Consider the following 14,706-nt stretch of genomic DNA (forward strand, 5'->3'; position numbering starts at 1 on the left):
GGTGAGGTGGTCTGGACTGCGCGTTGCTAGTGCAGCACTGCGGGTGCGTCAGAGGCGTCGGTGACACAGCTGCACCGTTCCCCGGGAGCCGCGCCAGGCAAGGCACGACGCCAAACTCGCTGCACCCAGAAAAGGCATCCTGTTCGGCCAAGCGTGCCTGCGGTGCTCAGCGTGCTTTCAAACGACCGGGGAGCAAGAGCAACAGCAACGAACCCAAGCGGAAGCAACGGAGGAAGACGGAAAGCGAAGACAAAAGGTCAGAAGGCAGAAGGAAAGCACGGAGAATGGAAACCAACCGCCCCACCCCAACGCACTGCACTAACCACCAAACCCTCAGTCATCCGCTTTGACGAATCCCAACTCCCGACTCCCCAATCCCCGCCCCTCAGCTACTTCACACCCAGCTGATCCAGCACAAACGCGTACGACTCCGCCAACTCGCGGTAACGGCGGAAACGGCCGGACTTGCCGCCATGCCCGGCTTCCATGTTGGTACGGAACACGATCGGGGCCTTGCCGGTGTTGTCATCGCGCAGCTTGGCCACCCACTTGGCCGGCTCCCAATACTGCACCTGCGAATCCCACAGACCGGTGCCGACGAACATCGCCGGGTAGGCCTGCTTGCGCACGTTGTCGTACGGCGAATACGACAGCATGTAGTCGTAGTAATCCTTGGTTTCCGGGTTGCCCCACTCGTCGTATTCGTTGGTGGTCAACGGAATGCTGGCGTCCAGCATGGTGGTGACCACATCGACGAATGGCACCTGCGCCACCAGCACGCGATAGTCCTGCGGCGCCATATTGGCCACCGCACCCATCAACAAGCCACCTGCGCTGCCGCCGGACGCCGCCACACGGTCTTTCGCGGCGTAGCCCTGCGCGACCAGCCCACGGGTGACGTCGACGAAATCGTTGAAGGTATTCTTCTTGTGCAGCAGCTTGCCGTCGTCGTACCACTTGCGGCCCAGTTCCTGGCCGCCGCGGATGTGTGCGATGGCGTACACCACGCCACGGTCCATCAGGCTGATCGCCGACAGATTGAAGGCCGGGTCCATCGACATGCCGTAGCTGCCGTACGCGTACTGGAACAACGCGGCAGTGCCGTCTTTCTTGAAGCCTTTCTTGTAGACCAACGACACCGGCACCTTGACGCCGTCGCGGGCCGTGACCCAGACACGTTCGGTCACATACTTGCTCGCCTCGTAACCGATCACCGGCTGCTGCTTGAGCAACTTGCGCTCGCCGGTCTGGGTGTTGAGTTCGTAGGTGGTGGCCGGAGTGGTCAACGAGGTGTAGCTATAGCGTAACCACGCGGTATCCGGTTCGGGGTTGGTCGACAAGCCCATCGAATACGCCGGCTCGTCCACCTTGACGTACTCGTGGCTGCCATCGCGCTTGAGCAGGCGCACGCGCTCCAGCCCACCGGAGCGCTCTTCGATGGCAGTGAATCCATCGAACATCTCGAAGTTTTCGATGTAGACGTTGTCGTCGTGCGCCACCCAGTCGGTCCACTGCTTGCGCGTGGTGGCATCGGTGGGCGCAGTCACCAGCTTGAAGTTCTCGGCGCCATCGGCATTGGTGCGGATCACCCAACGCCCATCGAAATGTTCCACGCTGTATTCCACGTCGCGCTCGCGCTTGGCCAGCAGCTTGAAGCTATCCGGCTTGGCGGCCAGCGCATACCGCGTCTCCGACGACACCGTGCTTTCCACGCCGATGACGATGTACTTGTCATCGCGGGTACGCCCCATGCCCATGTAGAAGCTGTCGTCCTTCTCTTCGTAGACCAGTACGTCGTCCTTGGACGCAGTACCCAGGACGTGCTTTTTGACGCGCACGGTGAGCAGCGTTTCCGGGTCGTTTTCGATGTAGAACACCGTTTTGTTGTCGTCGGCCCAGACCACGCTCGGGGAGACGCCCTCCACGGTGTCCGGATAGATCTCGCCAGTGTCCAGGTTCTTGAAGCGGATCGTGTATTGACGGCGGCCGATGGCATCGTCGGCCCAGGCAAGAATGCGGTTGTCCTGACTGACCTCCGCCTCGCCCACGTTGAAATAGCCCTTGTCCTGCGCCATCTGGTTGACGTCCAGCAGGATTTCTTCCGGCGCCTCCATGCTGCCCTTGCGACGCGCCTGGATCGGGTAATCCTTGCCGGCTTCGAAGCGGGTGTAATACCAATAGCCGCGTTTGCGATACGGCACGCTGGCATCGTCCTGCTTGATGCGCCCGACGATCTCGTTGTAAAGCGTGTCTTCCAACGGCTTGAGCGGCGCCATCACCTGGTCGGTGTAGGCGTTCTCGGCGTTGAGATAGGCCAGCATCGCCTTGTCTTCGCGCTTGTCGTCGCGCAACCAGTAGTAGTCGTCGTTGCGGGTGGCGCCAAACGGCGTCTTGACCACATGCGGGTGCTTGGCGACGTCTGGCGGCGACGGGGGAGCGGCAAAAGAAGGTGCGGATGTGGTCATCAGGCTGGCGATCAACAAGGTCAGGACAGGCTTCATCAGATTGGGGTCCGTTGGATGAACGCAATGCCATCCCAGCCACCGAGTGTGGAAGAGCCCGCCGCCAGGCGTCATGTGTCCTAGGTCATGCTGGTCTATCATCTTCGTAATGGACTCCTTGCTTTCGCCCGCGTCGGGCTACAGCCGCCGCAGCCAGGACATCGCGCCGTTCCATGTGATGTCGCTGCTGGCCCGCGCCAATGCGCTCGAACAGGCCGGTCACGATGTGATCCACCTGGAAATCGGCGAGCCGGATTTCACCACTGCCGCGCCGATCGTGGCCGCCGGGCAGGCCGCATTGGCCGCCGGGCATACCCGCTACACCGCCGCACGCGGGCTGCCCGCACTGCGCCAGGCGATTGCCGGGTTTTACGCGCAACGCTATGGCCGCAGCGTCGACCCGGAGCGGATCCTGGTCACCCCAGGCGGCTCGGGTGCGCTGCTGTTGGCCAGCAGCCTGCTGGTGGACCCGGGCAAACATTGGCTGCTCGCCGACCCGGGGTATCCATGCAACCGGCACTTCCTGCGCCTGGTCGAAGGTGCCGCACAGCTGGTGCCGGTCGGGCCGGACACCGACTATCAACTGACCCCGGCACTGGTGGACGCGTGCTGGAACGCCGATAGCGTTGGCGCCTTGGTGGCGTCGCCGGCCAACCCCACCGGCAGCGTACTGTCGCGCGCGCAACTGGCTGCGTTATCGCAGACCCTGCGTGTGCGCGGCGGGCATCTGGTGGTGGACGAGATCTACCACGGCCTGACCTATGGCCTGGACGCGCATAGCGTGCTGGAAGTCGACGACGGCGCGTTCGTCTTGAACAGTTTTTCCAAGTACTTCGGCATGACCGGCTGGCGCCTGGGCTGGCTGATCGCCCCGCCCGACGCAGTGCCCGAGCTGGAAAAACTCGCGCAAAATCTCTACATCAGCGCCTCGACCATCGCGCAGCACGCGGCGCTTGCGTGTTTCACGCCAGAGAGCATCGCCATCTTCGAAGCGCGTCGCGTCGAGTTCCAGCAACGCCGCGACTATCTGCTGCCCGCGCTACGCCAGCTTGGCTTCGACATCGCCGTCGAACCGCAAGGCGCGTTCTATCTTTACGCCGACATCAGCGCGTTTTCGGATAACGCCCAAGCGTTCTGCGCGCATTTCCTGGAAACCGAGCACGTCGCCTTTACCCCCGGCATCGATTTCGGCTTCCACCGTGCCAATCAACACGTGCGCATCGCCTACACCCAAAGCCTGCCGCGACTGGAACAGGCGGTGGAGCGTATTGCGCGTGGGCTACAACGCTTGTGACCGCAGATCGAGCACGTGCGGTGCTCGCACTTGAAGCGAACCCTGCGACGCAACGCATGCAATAGACACAACGTAAAAAGCCTTTCCAAGCACGACGTCTGTTGCGGTTGCTGCAATTGTTGCAGCTGCTGTTTAGGCTAAAGCTAGCGCTGTTGTAGCTGTGCTCATGCATTTCTGCTGTGCACTTGCGGTTGTTGCACTTGCTATTGCTTGTGACTTTCCTCGCCTTAAAGCGAGCCGAGCACAGGTATCGCACCGGACTGCGTCAGGCGACATGGTTTCGGTTACTTTCGCCGAAACAAAAGTAACCCGCGCTGCAAGGTGCGGAAGCCTTGCACTTGCTTGATTCTTTGGCATACGCCATCGCTCATCGAACAAGCGTCGGCTCAGCGCGCAAGCGTACCCTCATCCGCCCTTCGGGCACCTTCTCCCGAGGGGAGAAGAGCTTGTATCCAAAGCGCGCACTACCAACCGTGACGCTGCGTCAATCGGCCAACCGCTCCCACAGGAAGCTATACGCCAGTGCCGACATATGCGCTGCCTGCGCGTTATTGGCCGCGCCGCCGTGGCCGCCTTCGATGTTCTCGTAGTAGGTGACGTCCTTGCCGGCCTCGATCATCTTGGCTGCCATCTTGCGTGCGTGGCCCGGGTGCACGCGGTCGTCGCGCGTGGAGGTCAGGAAGATCACCGGCGGGTAGGTCTTCTTCGGGTCGAACAAGTGATACGGCGAGAAGGTCTGGATGAATTTCCAATCGTCGGTATCCGGGTTGCCGTATTCGGCCATCCACGAGGCCCCCGCCAACAGATGGCTATAGCGCTTCATGTCCAGCAGCGGCACCTGCACCACCACCGCACCGAACAGCTCCGGGTACTGGGTGAGCATGTTGCCGGTCATCAGGCCGCCGTTGCTGCCGCCCTGCACACCCAGGTGCTTGGTGGAGGTGATCTTGCGCGCGACCAGATCCTTGGCCACTGCGGCCATGTCTTCGTAGGCCTTGTGGCGGTTCTGCTTGAGCGCGGCCTGGTGCCAGCGCGGGCCGTACTCGCCACCGCCGCGGATGTTGGCCACCACGTAGACGCCGCCCTTGTCCAACCAGGCGCGGCCCAATGCGCCGGAATAGTTCGGCGTCATCGAGATTTCAAACCCGCCGTAGCCATACAGCAGCGTCGGCGCGCTGCCATCGAGCTTGAGGTTCTTGGGGCGCACCAGGAAATACGGCACGCGGGTGCCGTCCTTGCTGGTGACAAAGTGCTGCTCGATGCTGTCCTTGCCGGCATCGAAAAACGCCGGCATGGTCTTGAGCGGCTGCGGCGCGCTGCCTACCTCGACCCAGGCCAGTGTGGTGGGCGTCAGGTAATCGGTGACGGTCAGCCACAGTGCGTCGCTGTCGTCGCTGTCCACGGCGCTGACATCGACCGTGCCGAATGCAGGCGCACCGACAAACGCACTCTTTTTCCAACCGTCCTGCGCTGGGGTGATGACGCTGAGCCGGTTCTTGACGTCTTCCAGCACGTTCAACACCAGGTGCGACTTGGTCCACGCCACGCCGGCCAGCGAGGTGGTGTCGGTGGGTTCGAACAGCACATCGAAGCTGCGCTTGCCAGCCATGAAGTCGTCAAAACGCGTGGCCAGCAGCGAGCCGGCCGTGTAGGTATTGCCCCCCACCGTCCACGGCTCGCGCAATTCCAACGTCAGCCACTGCCGCTTGACCGACTTGCTGGCCGAGTTGGGCACATCCACCTTGACCAGCTTGCCGTCGGCGCCCTTGAGATACAGCTCGTCGTTGTAGAAGGCCAGCGTGCGGCTGACGAAATCGCGCTCGAACCCGGGGGTGTCATCGTGCATGGCCGCGATATACATATCGGTCGGCTTGCCTTCGTAGACCACCGCAGCGGCGCTGAGCGGGGTGCCGCGCTTCCATTGCTTGGCAATGCGCGGGTAGCCGGAGCTGGTCATGCTGCCGGCACCGAAATCGGTGAAGACGTAGACGGTGTCCTGGTCGATCCAGCCCAGCCCGCCCTTGGATTCGGGACGGAAGAAGCCGTCCTTGACCCACTGCTTGCCGGCCAGATCGAACTCGCGGGTGACGTCGGCATCGGCACCGCCGCGCGACAGCGCGATCAGGCAGCGCTGGTAGTCCGGGCGCAGGCAGTCGGCGCCGTGCCAGACCCAGTTCTCGCCCTCGGCCTTGTTAAGCGCATCCAGGTCCAGCACCGTCTCCCACTTGGGCGAGGCCTTGCGGTATTCGTCCAGCGTGGTGCGCCGCCACAGGCCGCGCTCGTGCTGCTTGTCCTTCCAGAAGTTGTAATAGAACTCGCCGATCTTCTGCACGCCGGGAATCTTGGCGTCCGAGTCCAGCACCTCGCGGATGCTGGTTTCCATCTGCTTGAAGGCCGGCGTGGTGGCCAGGCGGGCTTCGGTCTTGGCGTTCTGGGCCTTGACCCAGTCCAGCGGCTTGGCGCCGGTGACATCTTCCAGCCAGGCGTGGGGGTCGTTGGACACGGCGGTTTCCTCTGCAGAGACGGCGCCAGCGGTGATCAGGCCGGCAACCAGGCAGATCGAGGCGAACTTGGGCATGTATTTTTCCGGAAAAACCAATGCCGGAAAACCTACCACAGCCCTTTGCCCGGCCTCCCCTGCCGAAGGTCAGGCCGCCCGTGCCGGTGTCGCTGTCCGCGAAGCGACACGCCGACGCTGCGCCTGCGGACCACGCCGACGCGGCAAGGCAGGCCGCGCGCCCGGCCGGGTCAGCGTGGGCAGCGCGAAGCGGTGCAAGCTCCACCAGGCCAGCATCGGCATGCCCACCAGCCACAGCGGCAGCCAGCCGATCCACTCGCTGTGCCCACGCGCCGCCGGCCACACCAGCACCAGGGCAAGGCCAGCCAGGGCGATCTGCCGCACCGGGCGCAGCACCCGCGGATCGGGACGTTCGGAACGAGAGGAAGGACGATGCGACATGGCGGCACTCCGTGGCAGAAGGAATCAGGACAGGCCGGCAGAATTGCCTGTGTCCATCTCACCGATTGCGACCTGGCAGGCGAAAGGTTGAGCCGTGCGGGGTCCGGCGCTGCGGGATGTGCTTTGAGATTGGGGATTGGGGAGCGAGGGCTGAGAGTTAGCCGCGCCGGCTTTCAACCCTCTGCAATACCGCCTTGCGCCGCACCGGCCGCGCCAGACCAACGTCCGTCGCGCTCCGGCCAGCAACGATCTCCTGCCGATGACGCTGTCGCCGACGCCAGACCGGGCCGTTGACGCGAACTTGCCCCCTGCATGCGGTAGTGTGCTGCTCCTACTGCCCCTTTGTGATGTTGCGATGCGCCTGACCGTTACGATCGCCCTCGCTTTTCTGCTCGTCCTTGGCCTGCCTGTGGCACACGCCAAGGACACATCCACCGCCGAGCCGGCGATCGATCTGTCAAAGATCATGGGCACCTGGTACGTGATTGCGCGCATGCCCAATCCGGTCGAGCGCGGGCACGTCACCAGCCGCGACGAGTACACCCTGGACGAAGACGGCAAGGTGACGGTGCGCTATCTGTATCGCGATGGTTTCGGCGAGCCGGAAAAGGAAGTGAGCGCGCGCGCGTCGGTGGATGCGGAAAGCGGCAACCGCGACTGGCGAGTGTGGTTCTACAAGGTGATCCCGGCCAAGCAGCGCATCCTGGAAATCGCACCGGATGGCTCGTGGATGCTGATTTCCTACCCTGGCCGCGACCTGGCCTGGATCTTCTCGCGCAAGCCGGACATGAGCCGCGAGCAGTACCGCACGCTGGTCAATAAGATGCGCGACGATTACTCCATCTACACCGACAAAATCAAGCGCGTGCCGCAGCTGCGCGAGCAGGTGGACCGCCTTGGGTTTGAGGTACCGAATAAGCGTTAGATCACTCAGATGAATCCGTCTGTAGCTAGTTCAAACGAGCAACCGATGAATCAGACTCTTATTCCAGGAGTTAAAAATGATCGAACCATATAAAATTGAAAGCGAGTCCGAGGCAGATGCATATTTGCGCGACCTACTGGCGAAAGAGGAATTTCGCTCCATGCGCGAAGTCGAGCAAAGCGCAACGCAATTCATCCAAGACCACAAATTGCGCGCTTACTTCATTAACCAGGCAAAAGAAATTCTCAAAGCCTAGGCCAGAGCTGTGGTCAGCCGCATAACCACTCTTCCAATGCGGACGGCTCCGCGGCCCCTTAACTCAAGCGTTAGGCCTCATGGGCAAGATCTCAGCTGAGTCACTTCTCTATCAAAAGCTGTATATCTCGCTCAGCGATCTAGCTATGGCCGACACATTCGCCAGCCAGCTAGTAAAGAATGGCTGGCACTTCGTGCTATGGGAGACTCGCCGCCGCTGGTCCACCTACATGAAGCAAGCAGCGTTCACTTCTGCTTTCATAACTGCATATGCGCGCCCTTTCACAAAGTCACATGGCTGGCCACAATTTCCAATGGAGATCGTCCGGTTCAATGCCGCCGACGAATTGCTGCACAAGAAGATCATCAACCTAAGAAACACTGTTTACGCTCACTCAGACAGCGCAAGCCATACCGTCAAGCCATACCGCATTAGCGGATATCCTTCGGCAATCGTAAGGTCGCCACCTCTCAGGCTGACGCATGACGAGTTGCTGCATGTCCAACGGATGATTTCTGGGCTCATGAAGGTGATTGGCCCAGAGCTAGATCGACTACTCAATGTCATAGAGTGAGGCCTAACAATTCAATCAAGCCGAACTGGCTTCGCCAGTCGGCTCAATTCAGGCGTTGAGCGTCATTAGCTACATCCCAACGCATGAGGCTGGGATGCGTCTTGCAGATGCTCGCACGCCCCTACCGCAACCGGACCCTCGCCAAGCACCCCAACGGTCGGACAAGCTCAGTCGTAATTGCTCAGCGCCAGCGACAGCAGTGCCTTGGTCTGCTCGCGCAGCGAGACGGGTTCGACGATTTCCGCATCCGAGCCGTAATGCAGCACGTCCATCAGTAGCTCGCGCGAGTTGCTGTACGGCAATTTGAGTTCATAGCGGCCGTCGGGCAGAAAGCGCCCCTGCTGCTTGGAATGCCAGTGTTCGTCGGCCACCCAGCGCGCGGCCTTGGCGCTGAACACGATGGTCGCCCAGCCCTTGGGTGCGCCCGAAAAAATGCCGTAGCTGGCGGCCAGCTGCTCATCCAGCTCGCTGTCGGGCACATCGCGCGGGGCGGTATCGAGCAGGCGCGCATGGTTGATGCGGTCCACCGCAAAGCTGCGCACGCCATCGCGGCCATGGTCCCAGGCATCCAGGTACCAGTTGTCGCGGTAGTGGGTGATGCGCTGCGGGGACACAGTGCGCTTGGTCGATTCGTCGGTAGAACGCGCGCGGTAATCGAAGCTCAGTTGCTTGCGCTCCAGCACACCGGAGGCCACGGTGCGGAAGCTGGCTTCGTCCAGCTTGCGGCCGCGATGCGGGATCACCCGCACCCGGTCCACCGGCCATTGCGAGACGCCGGCCTGCGCCGCCAGCAGCCCTTCGATGCGCTGCTGCAATGGCGCCAGCATCGAGGACAACACCCCGCCGCCGGTACGCGCGAGCAATTGCTGGGACGCCAGCAGGGCATGCAGTTCTTCCGAGCTCAGCCACAGGCCGGGCAGCTCGAAGCGATCGCTTTCGCCGGACAGATAGCGAAAGCCCGATTCGCCATCGCCTTCCACCGGTGCCATCAGCGCGTCGCGCAGAAACGCCAGGTCGCGATACACGGTGGCGCGGGAGCAGCTCAGCTCATCCTGCAGCCGCGCCACCGTGACCGGGTAGCGCGCCGACTTGAGCAGGCGATGCAGTGAGTTGATACGTTCATAGCGGTCCATGCCCCGATTATGTCCGGTTCTTCGCGCCGCGGGGTGAGCGTCGCTATGCACTCCCGTGCAGAACAAGTCCCTTCCACGTTGGTCGGGTTGCGCCGGTTACGAAGACGCCGCGCGCGAGGCCTGCGCGGTGCCCGCGACCGGACGCGACAGCACACCCTCCGGGGCCAGCGCCGGAACCGCCAATGAAGCGCGGCATTCACTTGGTTATGACGTGCCGCACAGTCCGTTATCATGAAATCGCTTTCACCCTCCCGCCCTGCCCTCAAGCGAGCTGCCCATGTCCCGCCGTGCCCCGTTGTCTGCCCTGCTGCCGTTGTTATTGATCACGCCTGCCGTCTGGGCCCAGGCAGTTGCACCGACGCCAGTGGACCCTGCAGCTGCGCTGATGCCCTCCCCTTGGGGCGGCAGTAGCGGCGAGCTTGGCTACGCTGCTGCCCACGGCAACAGCACTACCGATAGCCTCAACGGCCGCGTGCGCCTGCGCTACACCGACGGCGACTGGATCCACAGCCTGGATGCCACCGCGCTGCGTTCGAGCTCGGAGTACACCAATACCAACGACGACGGCAGTACCGAACGCGAGCGCCAGACCACCGCCGAGCGTTACACCGGCAGCGCCGGCAGCGCGCTACAGTTGGGCGAGCACCGCCAGCTCACCGCCACCGGCCGCTACGAGCACGACGACTTCGCCACCTACGATCGGCTGGCCACCTTCGGTATCGGTTACGGCACGCGCCTGATCAACGCCGACCGGTTCTATCTGGACGCGCAGGTCGGCCCGGGTATCCGCCGCGCGCACAACAGCGACGAAGACCGCAACGAGACTGGCTTGATCGGGCGCGGCCTGTTCGACCTCAAGTACACCGTCACCGACAACACCGATCTGATCAACACGCTGCTGGTGGAATCGGGCGAGTACAACACCTACGCGCAGAACGATTTCGGCGTGCAGGTGAGCATGAACTCGCATTTCGCGCTGAAGGCCGCCTGGCAGATGCGTCACAACAGCGATGTCAGCGACGGCGACAAGAAGACCGACACGCTGACCACGGTGAACCTGGTTTACACGTTCAAGTAAGCGATTGGGCGGTTGTGGGGCGGGTTTGGTAGCGGGGGCGGGTCATCGGTAACGCCCTCGCGGCCGGGGCCGCTCCTACAGTGAGGCGGCGGCTGGCGGCAACTACGCAATTGCGCGCTCGTAGGAGCGGACCTGGCCGCGACGGGGATTTCCCGGTAACGCCCTCGCGGCCTGGGCCGCTCCTACAGTGAGGGACGGCTGCCGGCGATTACGCAACTGCACTCTCGTAGGAGCGGACCTGGCCGCGACGGGGCTTCCTCGGTAACGCCCTCGCGGCCTGGGCCGCTCCTACGGTGCGGCGGCTACGATGCGGCGGCGGGTCGGCGTTACAGCTCGGCCAATAGCTGTGCGGCGCCCTTGTCGAACAACCCTTGTGCGACGCGGCGACCTAATTCTTCGGTGTCGTCGGGGCTGCCGTGCGCATCGGCATGGATCAGGCGGCCATCGCTGGCGCTGCCGACCATGCCCTGCAGGTACAGGCTCTCGCCTTCCCAGGTGGCGAACGCGGCCACCGGTACGTGGCAGCTGCCGTGCAGCGCGCGATTCATCGCCCGCTCGGCTTCCACGCAGACGCGGGTGGCGGGCGCATCCAGCACGGCCAGCAGCGCGTGGATGCGCGCATCGTCGCCACGGCATTCCACTGCTACCGCGCCCTGTGCCGGTGCCGGCAACCACTCCGGCGCGTCCAGCCGCGCACTGATGCGCGCGTCAAAACCCAGCCGCTGCAGGCCGGCGCAGGCCAGCACGATGGCGTCGTAGCCGCCGTTGTCGAGTTTGGCCAGACGCGTGTTGACGTTGCCGCGCAGGTCGATCAGCTCCAGATCCGGGCGTGCGGCACGCAACTGCGCCTGACGCCGCAACGACGAAGTGCCCACCCGCGCGCCCAGCGGCAACGCCTGCAGGCTGGCGTAGAGATTGGACACCAGCGCATCGGCCGGGTCGCCGCGGCCCAGGATCGCCGGCAGCACGAACGGATCGTCCAGTTCCATCGGCACGTCCTTGAGCGAATGCACCGCGCAATCGGCCTCGCCGCGCAGCATGGCCAGCTCCAGTTCCTTCAGAAACAGGCCTTTGCCGCCGATTGCCGCCAGCGAGCGGTCCAGCACCTCGTCGCCGCGGGTGCTCATCGGCACCAGCACGACCTCTAGTTCGGGATGGTGCTGGCGCAGCGCGGCGGCGACGTGTTCGCTCTGCCAAAGGGCGAGCGGGCTCTTACGGGTAGCGATGCGGAGCGTGGTCATCCGGCCATTATCGCGGACCGGACCGGTAACTCATACATGACGCAGTTGATCGCGCAGGCTGGCCACGCAACGCCGGCTCACTTCCAGGGTCTGCGGCACGTTGCGCAGCACGGCGTGCACCTGGCCATCGCCGCTGCGGCGCAGCTCCACCAGCTCGTCGCGGGCGACCAGGCAATTGCGATGGATGCGCACCAGACGGTCGGCGAATTCGTCTTCCAGCGATTTCAGCGACTCTTCGATCAAGTCCTCGCCACGGGTGTGGTGGACGATGACGTACTTCTCTTCGGCCTGCAGGTAGCGGATATCGCCGATGGCGATCAGCCGCAAACTGCCACGCAGGCGCGCGCACAGATGGGTGCGCAATGGCCGCGGTGCGGCGCCGGGTGCGCGCCCGGCCAGGAACGTGGCCACTTTTTCCAAGGCGGCCGCCAGGCGTTCCGGGCGCACCGGTTTCATCAGGTAATCCAGCGCGGCGGCGTCGAAGGCGGACAAGGCATGCTGGTCGTAGGCGGTGCAGAACACCACCGCCGGTGGCGGCTGGCTCTGGCGTAGCAGCCGCGCGGTTTCCAGGCCGTCGACGCCGGGCATGGCGATGTCCAGCAACACCAGATCCGGGTGCAGGTGTTCGCACTGCTGCAGCACCTGCTGGCCGTTTTCGGCCTCGCCGATCACCTCGACCTGCGGATGCTCGCCCAGCAGCATGCGCAGGCGCTCGCGCGCCAGTGGCTCGTCATCAGCGATCAGCACCCGCACTTGCGTGGCCGTCATGGACATCCCCCTCGCTGCAGTAACTCCCCGTCACGGCAGCGGCAATGTGATCTCGCAGGCATAGTAGCCTTCAGCCCAGCTGGCCGCCATCCGTGCTCCGGCACCGAACTGAAACGCCAGCCGGTGCGAGATGCTGGCTTGCGCATGCCCGGCGCCGGCAAGCAGCGGCAACTGGGTTCCCGGTTGCGGGGCCGGGTTGACGATGCGGATCTGCAACTGGCTGCCGCGCTGACGCAGCGACAGATACAGCGTACCGCCCTCGGGCATCCGCGAGACCCCGTGCAGCACCGCGTTTTCGACCAGCGGCTGCAGCACCAGGCGTGGCATCGGCAGCTCCCACGGTAATGGCTCCTGGCGGTGCCAGCGCACCTGCAGGCGCTCGCCCAGGCGCAAGGACTCGATGGCCAGATAGCGCTCGGCCAGTTCGCATTCGGCGCGCAAGGTGGACAGGCCTTCGCCGGCGCCGAGCGCGGCGCGAAACAGATCCGACAGATCCAGCACCGCCTGCTCGGCCACCACCGGGTCGCGCCGCAGCAGGCTGGCAATCAGATTCATGCTGTTGAACAGAAAGTGCGGGCGGATGCGTGCCTGCAAGGCATCGGCCTCGGCACGCGCGTTGGCCTGCACCTGCGCTTCCCAGCGGTCGCTGACGTAGAAATAGCGCAGCGCCAGCGCGGTGATCAGCACCACCGTAGCCGCACTGCCCAGGGTGAAGCGCCAGAAGCCGACCAATGGGCCAAGCGGCGCCTGCTCCAGTACGGCATACAGCGCGTGCACGATGCCGGCGCCCAGCATCGCCACCAGCGCGGCGATCAGCAGCGCGGCCAGCCCACCCAGCTTGGGCGGCAATCGCGACAGCCCCGGCCGCAGCACGCACAGCAACACGGTGACCGCCAGCGCCAGCCATAACGCCAGGCCGCTGGCCGAGACGAAGCGCGACAAGGTAAGGCTGCGCGCGGCGCCGGCGTCGGGCACCAGGGTCACCACCAGCACCACCAGCTCGGCCAAGCCCAGCATCGCGCCCAATCGCGGTAGCCGGCACAGGTCCGGCATCCAGGTGATCTGCGGGGCGCCGGTGGCCATGGGCTCAGGCGGCGGTGAAGCGCGCCTGCATCCAGTTGCGCAGCGCTTCGATTTCTTCCAGACAGACCTGATGGCCCATCGGGTAGGTCTGCCATTCCAGGGCGAAGCCGAGCGTGCGCAGGGCCTGCATGCTGGCCTGGCCGGCAGCGAACGGCACCACCGGGTCGGCGCTGCCATGCGCCATGAACACCGGTTGGTGGATGGCAGCCGGCTGCAACTGGCTGGCGGCCGCTGCCGGGTCCGGCAGGTAGGTCGACAGCGCGATCAACCCGGCCAGCGGCACGCTGCGCTGCAGGCCCACGGCCAATGTCACCGCGCCGCCTTGCGAGAAGCCGGCCAGCAGGATGCGCTCGGGCGGCGTGCCACGCGCCTGCTCATGGGCGATCAAGGCTTCGACCTGGGCGACCGATTCGGCGATGCCGACCTTGTCGGCACGGCTGGCGAAATCCATGCCGACGATGTCGTACCAGCCGCGCATGCGCACGCCGTTGTTGATGGTGATCGGGCGGATCGGCGCATGCGGGAACACAAAGCGCAGCGCCGGCCACTGCGGGCGCACCAATTCCGGAACCATCGGCGCGAAGTCGCTGCCATCGGCGCCCAGGCCGTGCAACCACAGCACGGTCCACTGCGGGTTGGGTCCGGTCTCGCGTTCGATCACTTCCAGCATCATCCAGCTCCGCTTGGGGGCCGGGCATTATGCCTTGCGCACCGGCCCTGCCCCGATCACGTGGGCTCGAACGCGCCGGTCACCGGATCGCGTGCGGCGAATTACCGTCGCGCAGTGGCCATGTGCTGCGCGCGGGTCGCACCCTTCGTCAATGCAGACGCTGCCGGCGTAGCACCGGTAACGGCGACACAGCGTGGCCGGCGAGCATCGGCGCAGCACGCTGG

Annotated in this window: 13 protein-coding genes; 5 read left to right on the forward strand and 8 right to left on the reverse strand. The window is 64.2% G+C overall.

Annotation, left to right across the window (positions count from 1 at the left end; translation table 11 throughout):
* Window positions 1-389 precede the first annotated feature (389 nt).
* Complete coding sequence (locus ABQZ00_RS17170; protein ID WP_323538651.1) at window positions 390-2,501, reverse strand: S9 family peptidase; 2,112 nt, start codon at window positions 2,499-2,501, stop codon at window positions 390-392.
* A gap of 109 nt (window positions 2,502-2,610) precedes the next feature.
* Between ABQZ00_RS17170 and ABQZ00_RS17175 the strand changes: the two genes are divergently transcribed.
* Complete coding sequence (locus ABQZ00_RS17175; RefSeq protein ID WP_323538650.1) at window positions 2,611-3,795, forward strand: pyridoxal phosphate-dependent aminotransferase; 1,185 nt, start codon at window positions 2,611-2,613, stop codon at window positions 3,793-3,795.
* 484 nt (window positions 3,796-4,279) lie between these two features.
* Here the strand turns inward: ABQZ00_RS17175 and ABQZ00_RS17180 are convergent, their stop codons facing one another.
* A complete protein-coding gene (locus tag ABQZ00_RS17180) occupies window positions 4,280-6,373 on the reverse strand; it encodes a prolyl oligopeptidase family serine peptidase (protein WP_323538649.1) in 2,094 nt (697 codons plus the stop codon).
* Between the two features lie 69 nt (window positions 6,374-6,442).
* The gene (locus ABQZ00_RS17185) at window positions 6,443-6,754 is read right to left on the reverse strand and encodes a hypothetical protein (RefSeq protein WP_055850542.1); all 312 of its coding nucleotides are present in this window, start codon (window positions 6,752-6,754) and stop codon (window positions 6,443-6,445) included.
* Window positions 6,755-7,109: 355 nt separating this feature from the next.
* Here ABQZ00_RS17185 and ABQZ00_RS17190 point away from each other — a divergent pair, with 355 nt between their 5' ends.
* From ABQZ00_RS17190 to ABQZ00_RS17200, 3 genes are all read left to right on the forward strand, one after another.
* A complete protein-coding gene (locus ABQZ00_RS17190) occupies window positions 7,110-7,679 on the forward strand; it encodes a lipocalin family protein (protein WP_104617564.1) in 570 nt (189 codons plus the stop codon).
* Between the two features lie 76 nt (window positions 7,680-7,755).
* Window positions 7,756-7,935: a hypothetical protein gene (locus ABQZ00_RS17195; RefSeq protein ID WP_323538648.1), complete on the forward strand. Its 180-nt coding sequence runs from the start codon at window positions 7,756-7,758 to the stop codon at window positions 7,933-7,935.
* Window positions 7,936-8,014: 79 nt separating this feature from the next.
* Window positions 8,015-8,509, forward strand: coding sequence for a hypothetical protein (locus ABQZ00_RS17200; protein WP_323538647.1), 495 nt, complete (start codon window positions 8,015-8,017; stop codon window positions 8,507-8,509).
* 167 nt (window positions 8,510-8,676) lie between these two features.
* On the opposite strand, the gene ABQZ00_RS17205 is transcribed toward ABQZ00_RS17200, so the two are convergent.
* Window positions 8,677-9,642 (reverse strand): helix-turn-helix transcriptional regulator, encoded by a 966-nt coding sequence (locus tag ABQZ00_RS17205; RefSeq protein ID WP_104617524.1) that lies wholly within the window; start codon window positions 9,640-9,642, stop codon window positions 8,677-8,679.
* 277 nt (window positions 9,643-9,919) lie between these two features.
* Here ABQZ00_RS17205 and ABQZ00_RS17210 point away from each other — a divergent pair, with 277 nt between their 5' ends.
* Window positions 9,920-10,720 (forward strand): DUF481 domain-containing protein, encoded by an 801-nt coding sequence (locus ABQZ00_RS17210; RefSeq protein ID WP_055850532.1) that lies wholly within the window; start codon window positions 9,920-9,922, stop codon window positions 10,718-10,720.
* Between the two features lie 326 nt (window positions 10,721-11,046).
* Here ABQZ00_RS17210 and hemC read toward each other — a convergent pair whose 3' ends face one another.
* From hemC to ABQZ00_RS17230, 4 genes are read right to left on the reverse strand one after another with little or no spacing between them, the layout of a single operon-like run.
* Window positions 11,047-11,961, reverse strand: a complete 915-nt coding sequence (gene hemC / locus ABQZ00_RS17215; protein ID WP_323538646.1) for a hydroxymethylbilane synthase — start codon at window positions 11,959-11,961, stop codon at window positions 11,047-11,049.
* Between the two features lie 30 nt (window positions 11,962-11,991).
* Entirely contained in the window at window positions 11,992-12,729 is a 738-nt protein-coding gene (locus ABQZ00_RS17220; protein ID WP_055851383.1) for a LytR/AlgR family response regulator transcription factor, read from the reverse strand.
* Window positions 12,730-12,759: 30 nt separating this feature from the next.
* On the reverse strand, window positions 12,760-13,812 hold the full coding sequence (locus ABQZ00_RS17225) for a sensor histidine kinase (RefSeq protein WP_055850527.1): 1,053 nt from the start codon (window positions 13,810-13,812) through the stop codon (window positions 12,760-12,762).
* 4 nt (window positions 13,813-13,816) lie between these two features.
* Complete coding sequence (locus ABQZ00_RS17230) at window positions 13,817-14,485, reverse strand: alpha/beta hydrolase (protein ID WP_323538645.1); 669 nt, start codon at window positions 14,483-14,485, stop codon at window positions 13,817-13,819.
* Window positions 14,486-14,706 lie beyond the last annotated feature (221 nt).

Source organism: Xanthomonas sp. WHRI 10204, assembly GCF_040202875.1.
GTDB lineage: Bacteria > Pseudomonadota > Gammaproteobacteria > Xanthomonadales > Xanthomonadaceae > Xanthomonas.

Bases quoted from the DNA above. Each gene is read 5' to 3' on its own strand.
- ABQZ00_RS17170 (WP_323538651.1), bottom strand. From the start codon at position 2,501: ATGAAGCCTGTCCTGACCTTGTTGATCGCCAGCCTGATGACCACATCC.
- ABQZ00_RS17175 (WP_323538650.1), top strand. From the start codon at position 2,611: ATGGACTCCTTGCTTTCGCCCGCGTCGGGCTACAGCCGCCGCAGCCAG.
- ABQZ00_RS17180 (WP_323538649.1), bottom strand. From the start codon at position 6,373: ATGCCCAAGTTCGCCTCGATCTGCCTGGTTGCCGGCCTGATCACCGCT.
- ABQZ00_RS17185 (WP_055850542.1), bottom strand. From the start codon at position 6,754: ATGTCGCATCGTCCTTCCTCTCGTTCCGAACGTCCCGATCCGCGGGTG.
- ABQZ00_RS17190 (WP_104617564.1), top strand. From the start codon at position 7,110: ATGCGCCTGACCGTTACGATCGCCCTCGCTTTTCTGCTCGTCCTTGGC.
- ABQZ00_RS17195 (WP_323538648.1), top strand. From the start codon at position 7,756: ATGATCGAACCATATAAAATTGAAAGCGAGTCCGAGGCAGATGCATAT.
- ABQZ00_RS17200 (WP_323538647.1), top strand. From the start codon at position 8,015: ATGGGCAAGATCTCAGCTGAGTCACTTCTCTATCAAAAGCTGTATATC.
- ABQZ00_RS17205 (WP_104617524.1), bottom strand. From the start codon at position 9,642: ATGGACCGCTATGAACGTATCAACTCACTGCATCGCCTGCTCAAGTCG.
- ABQZ00_RS17210 (WP_055850532.1), top strand. From the start codon at position 9,920: ATGTCCCGCCGTGCCCCGTTGTCTGCCCTGCTGCCGTTGTTATTGATC.
- hemC (WP_323538646.1), bottom strand. From the start codon at position 11,961: ATGACCACGCTCCGCATCGCTACCCGTAAGAGCCCGCTCGCCCTTTGG.
- ABQZ00_RS17220 (WP_055851383.1), bottom strand. From the start codon at position 12,729: ATGACGGCCACGCAAGTGCGGGTGCTGATCGCTGATGACGAGCCACTG.
- ABQZ00_RS17225 (WP_055850527.1), bottom strand. From the start codon at position 13,812: ATGGCCACCGGCGCCCCGCAGATCACCTGGATGCCGGACCTGTGCCGG.
- ABQZ00_RS17230 (WP_323538645.1), bottom strand. From the start codon at position 14,485: ATGATGCTGGAAGTGATCGAACGCGAGACCGGACCCAACCCGCAGTGG.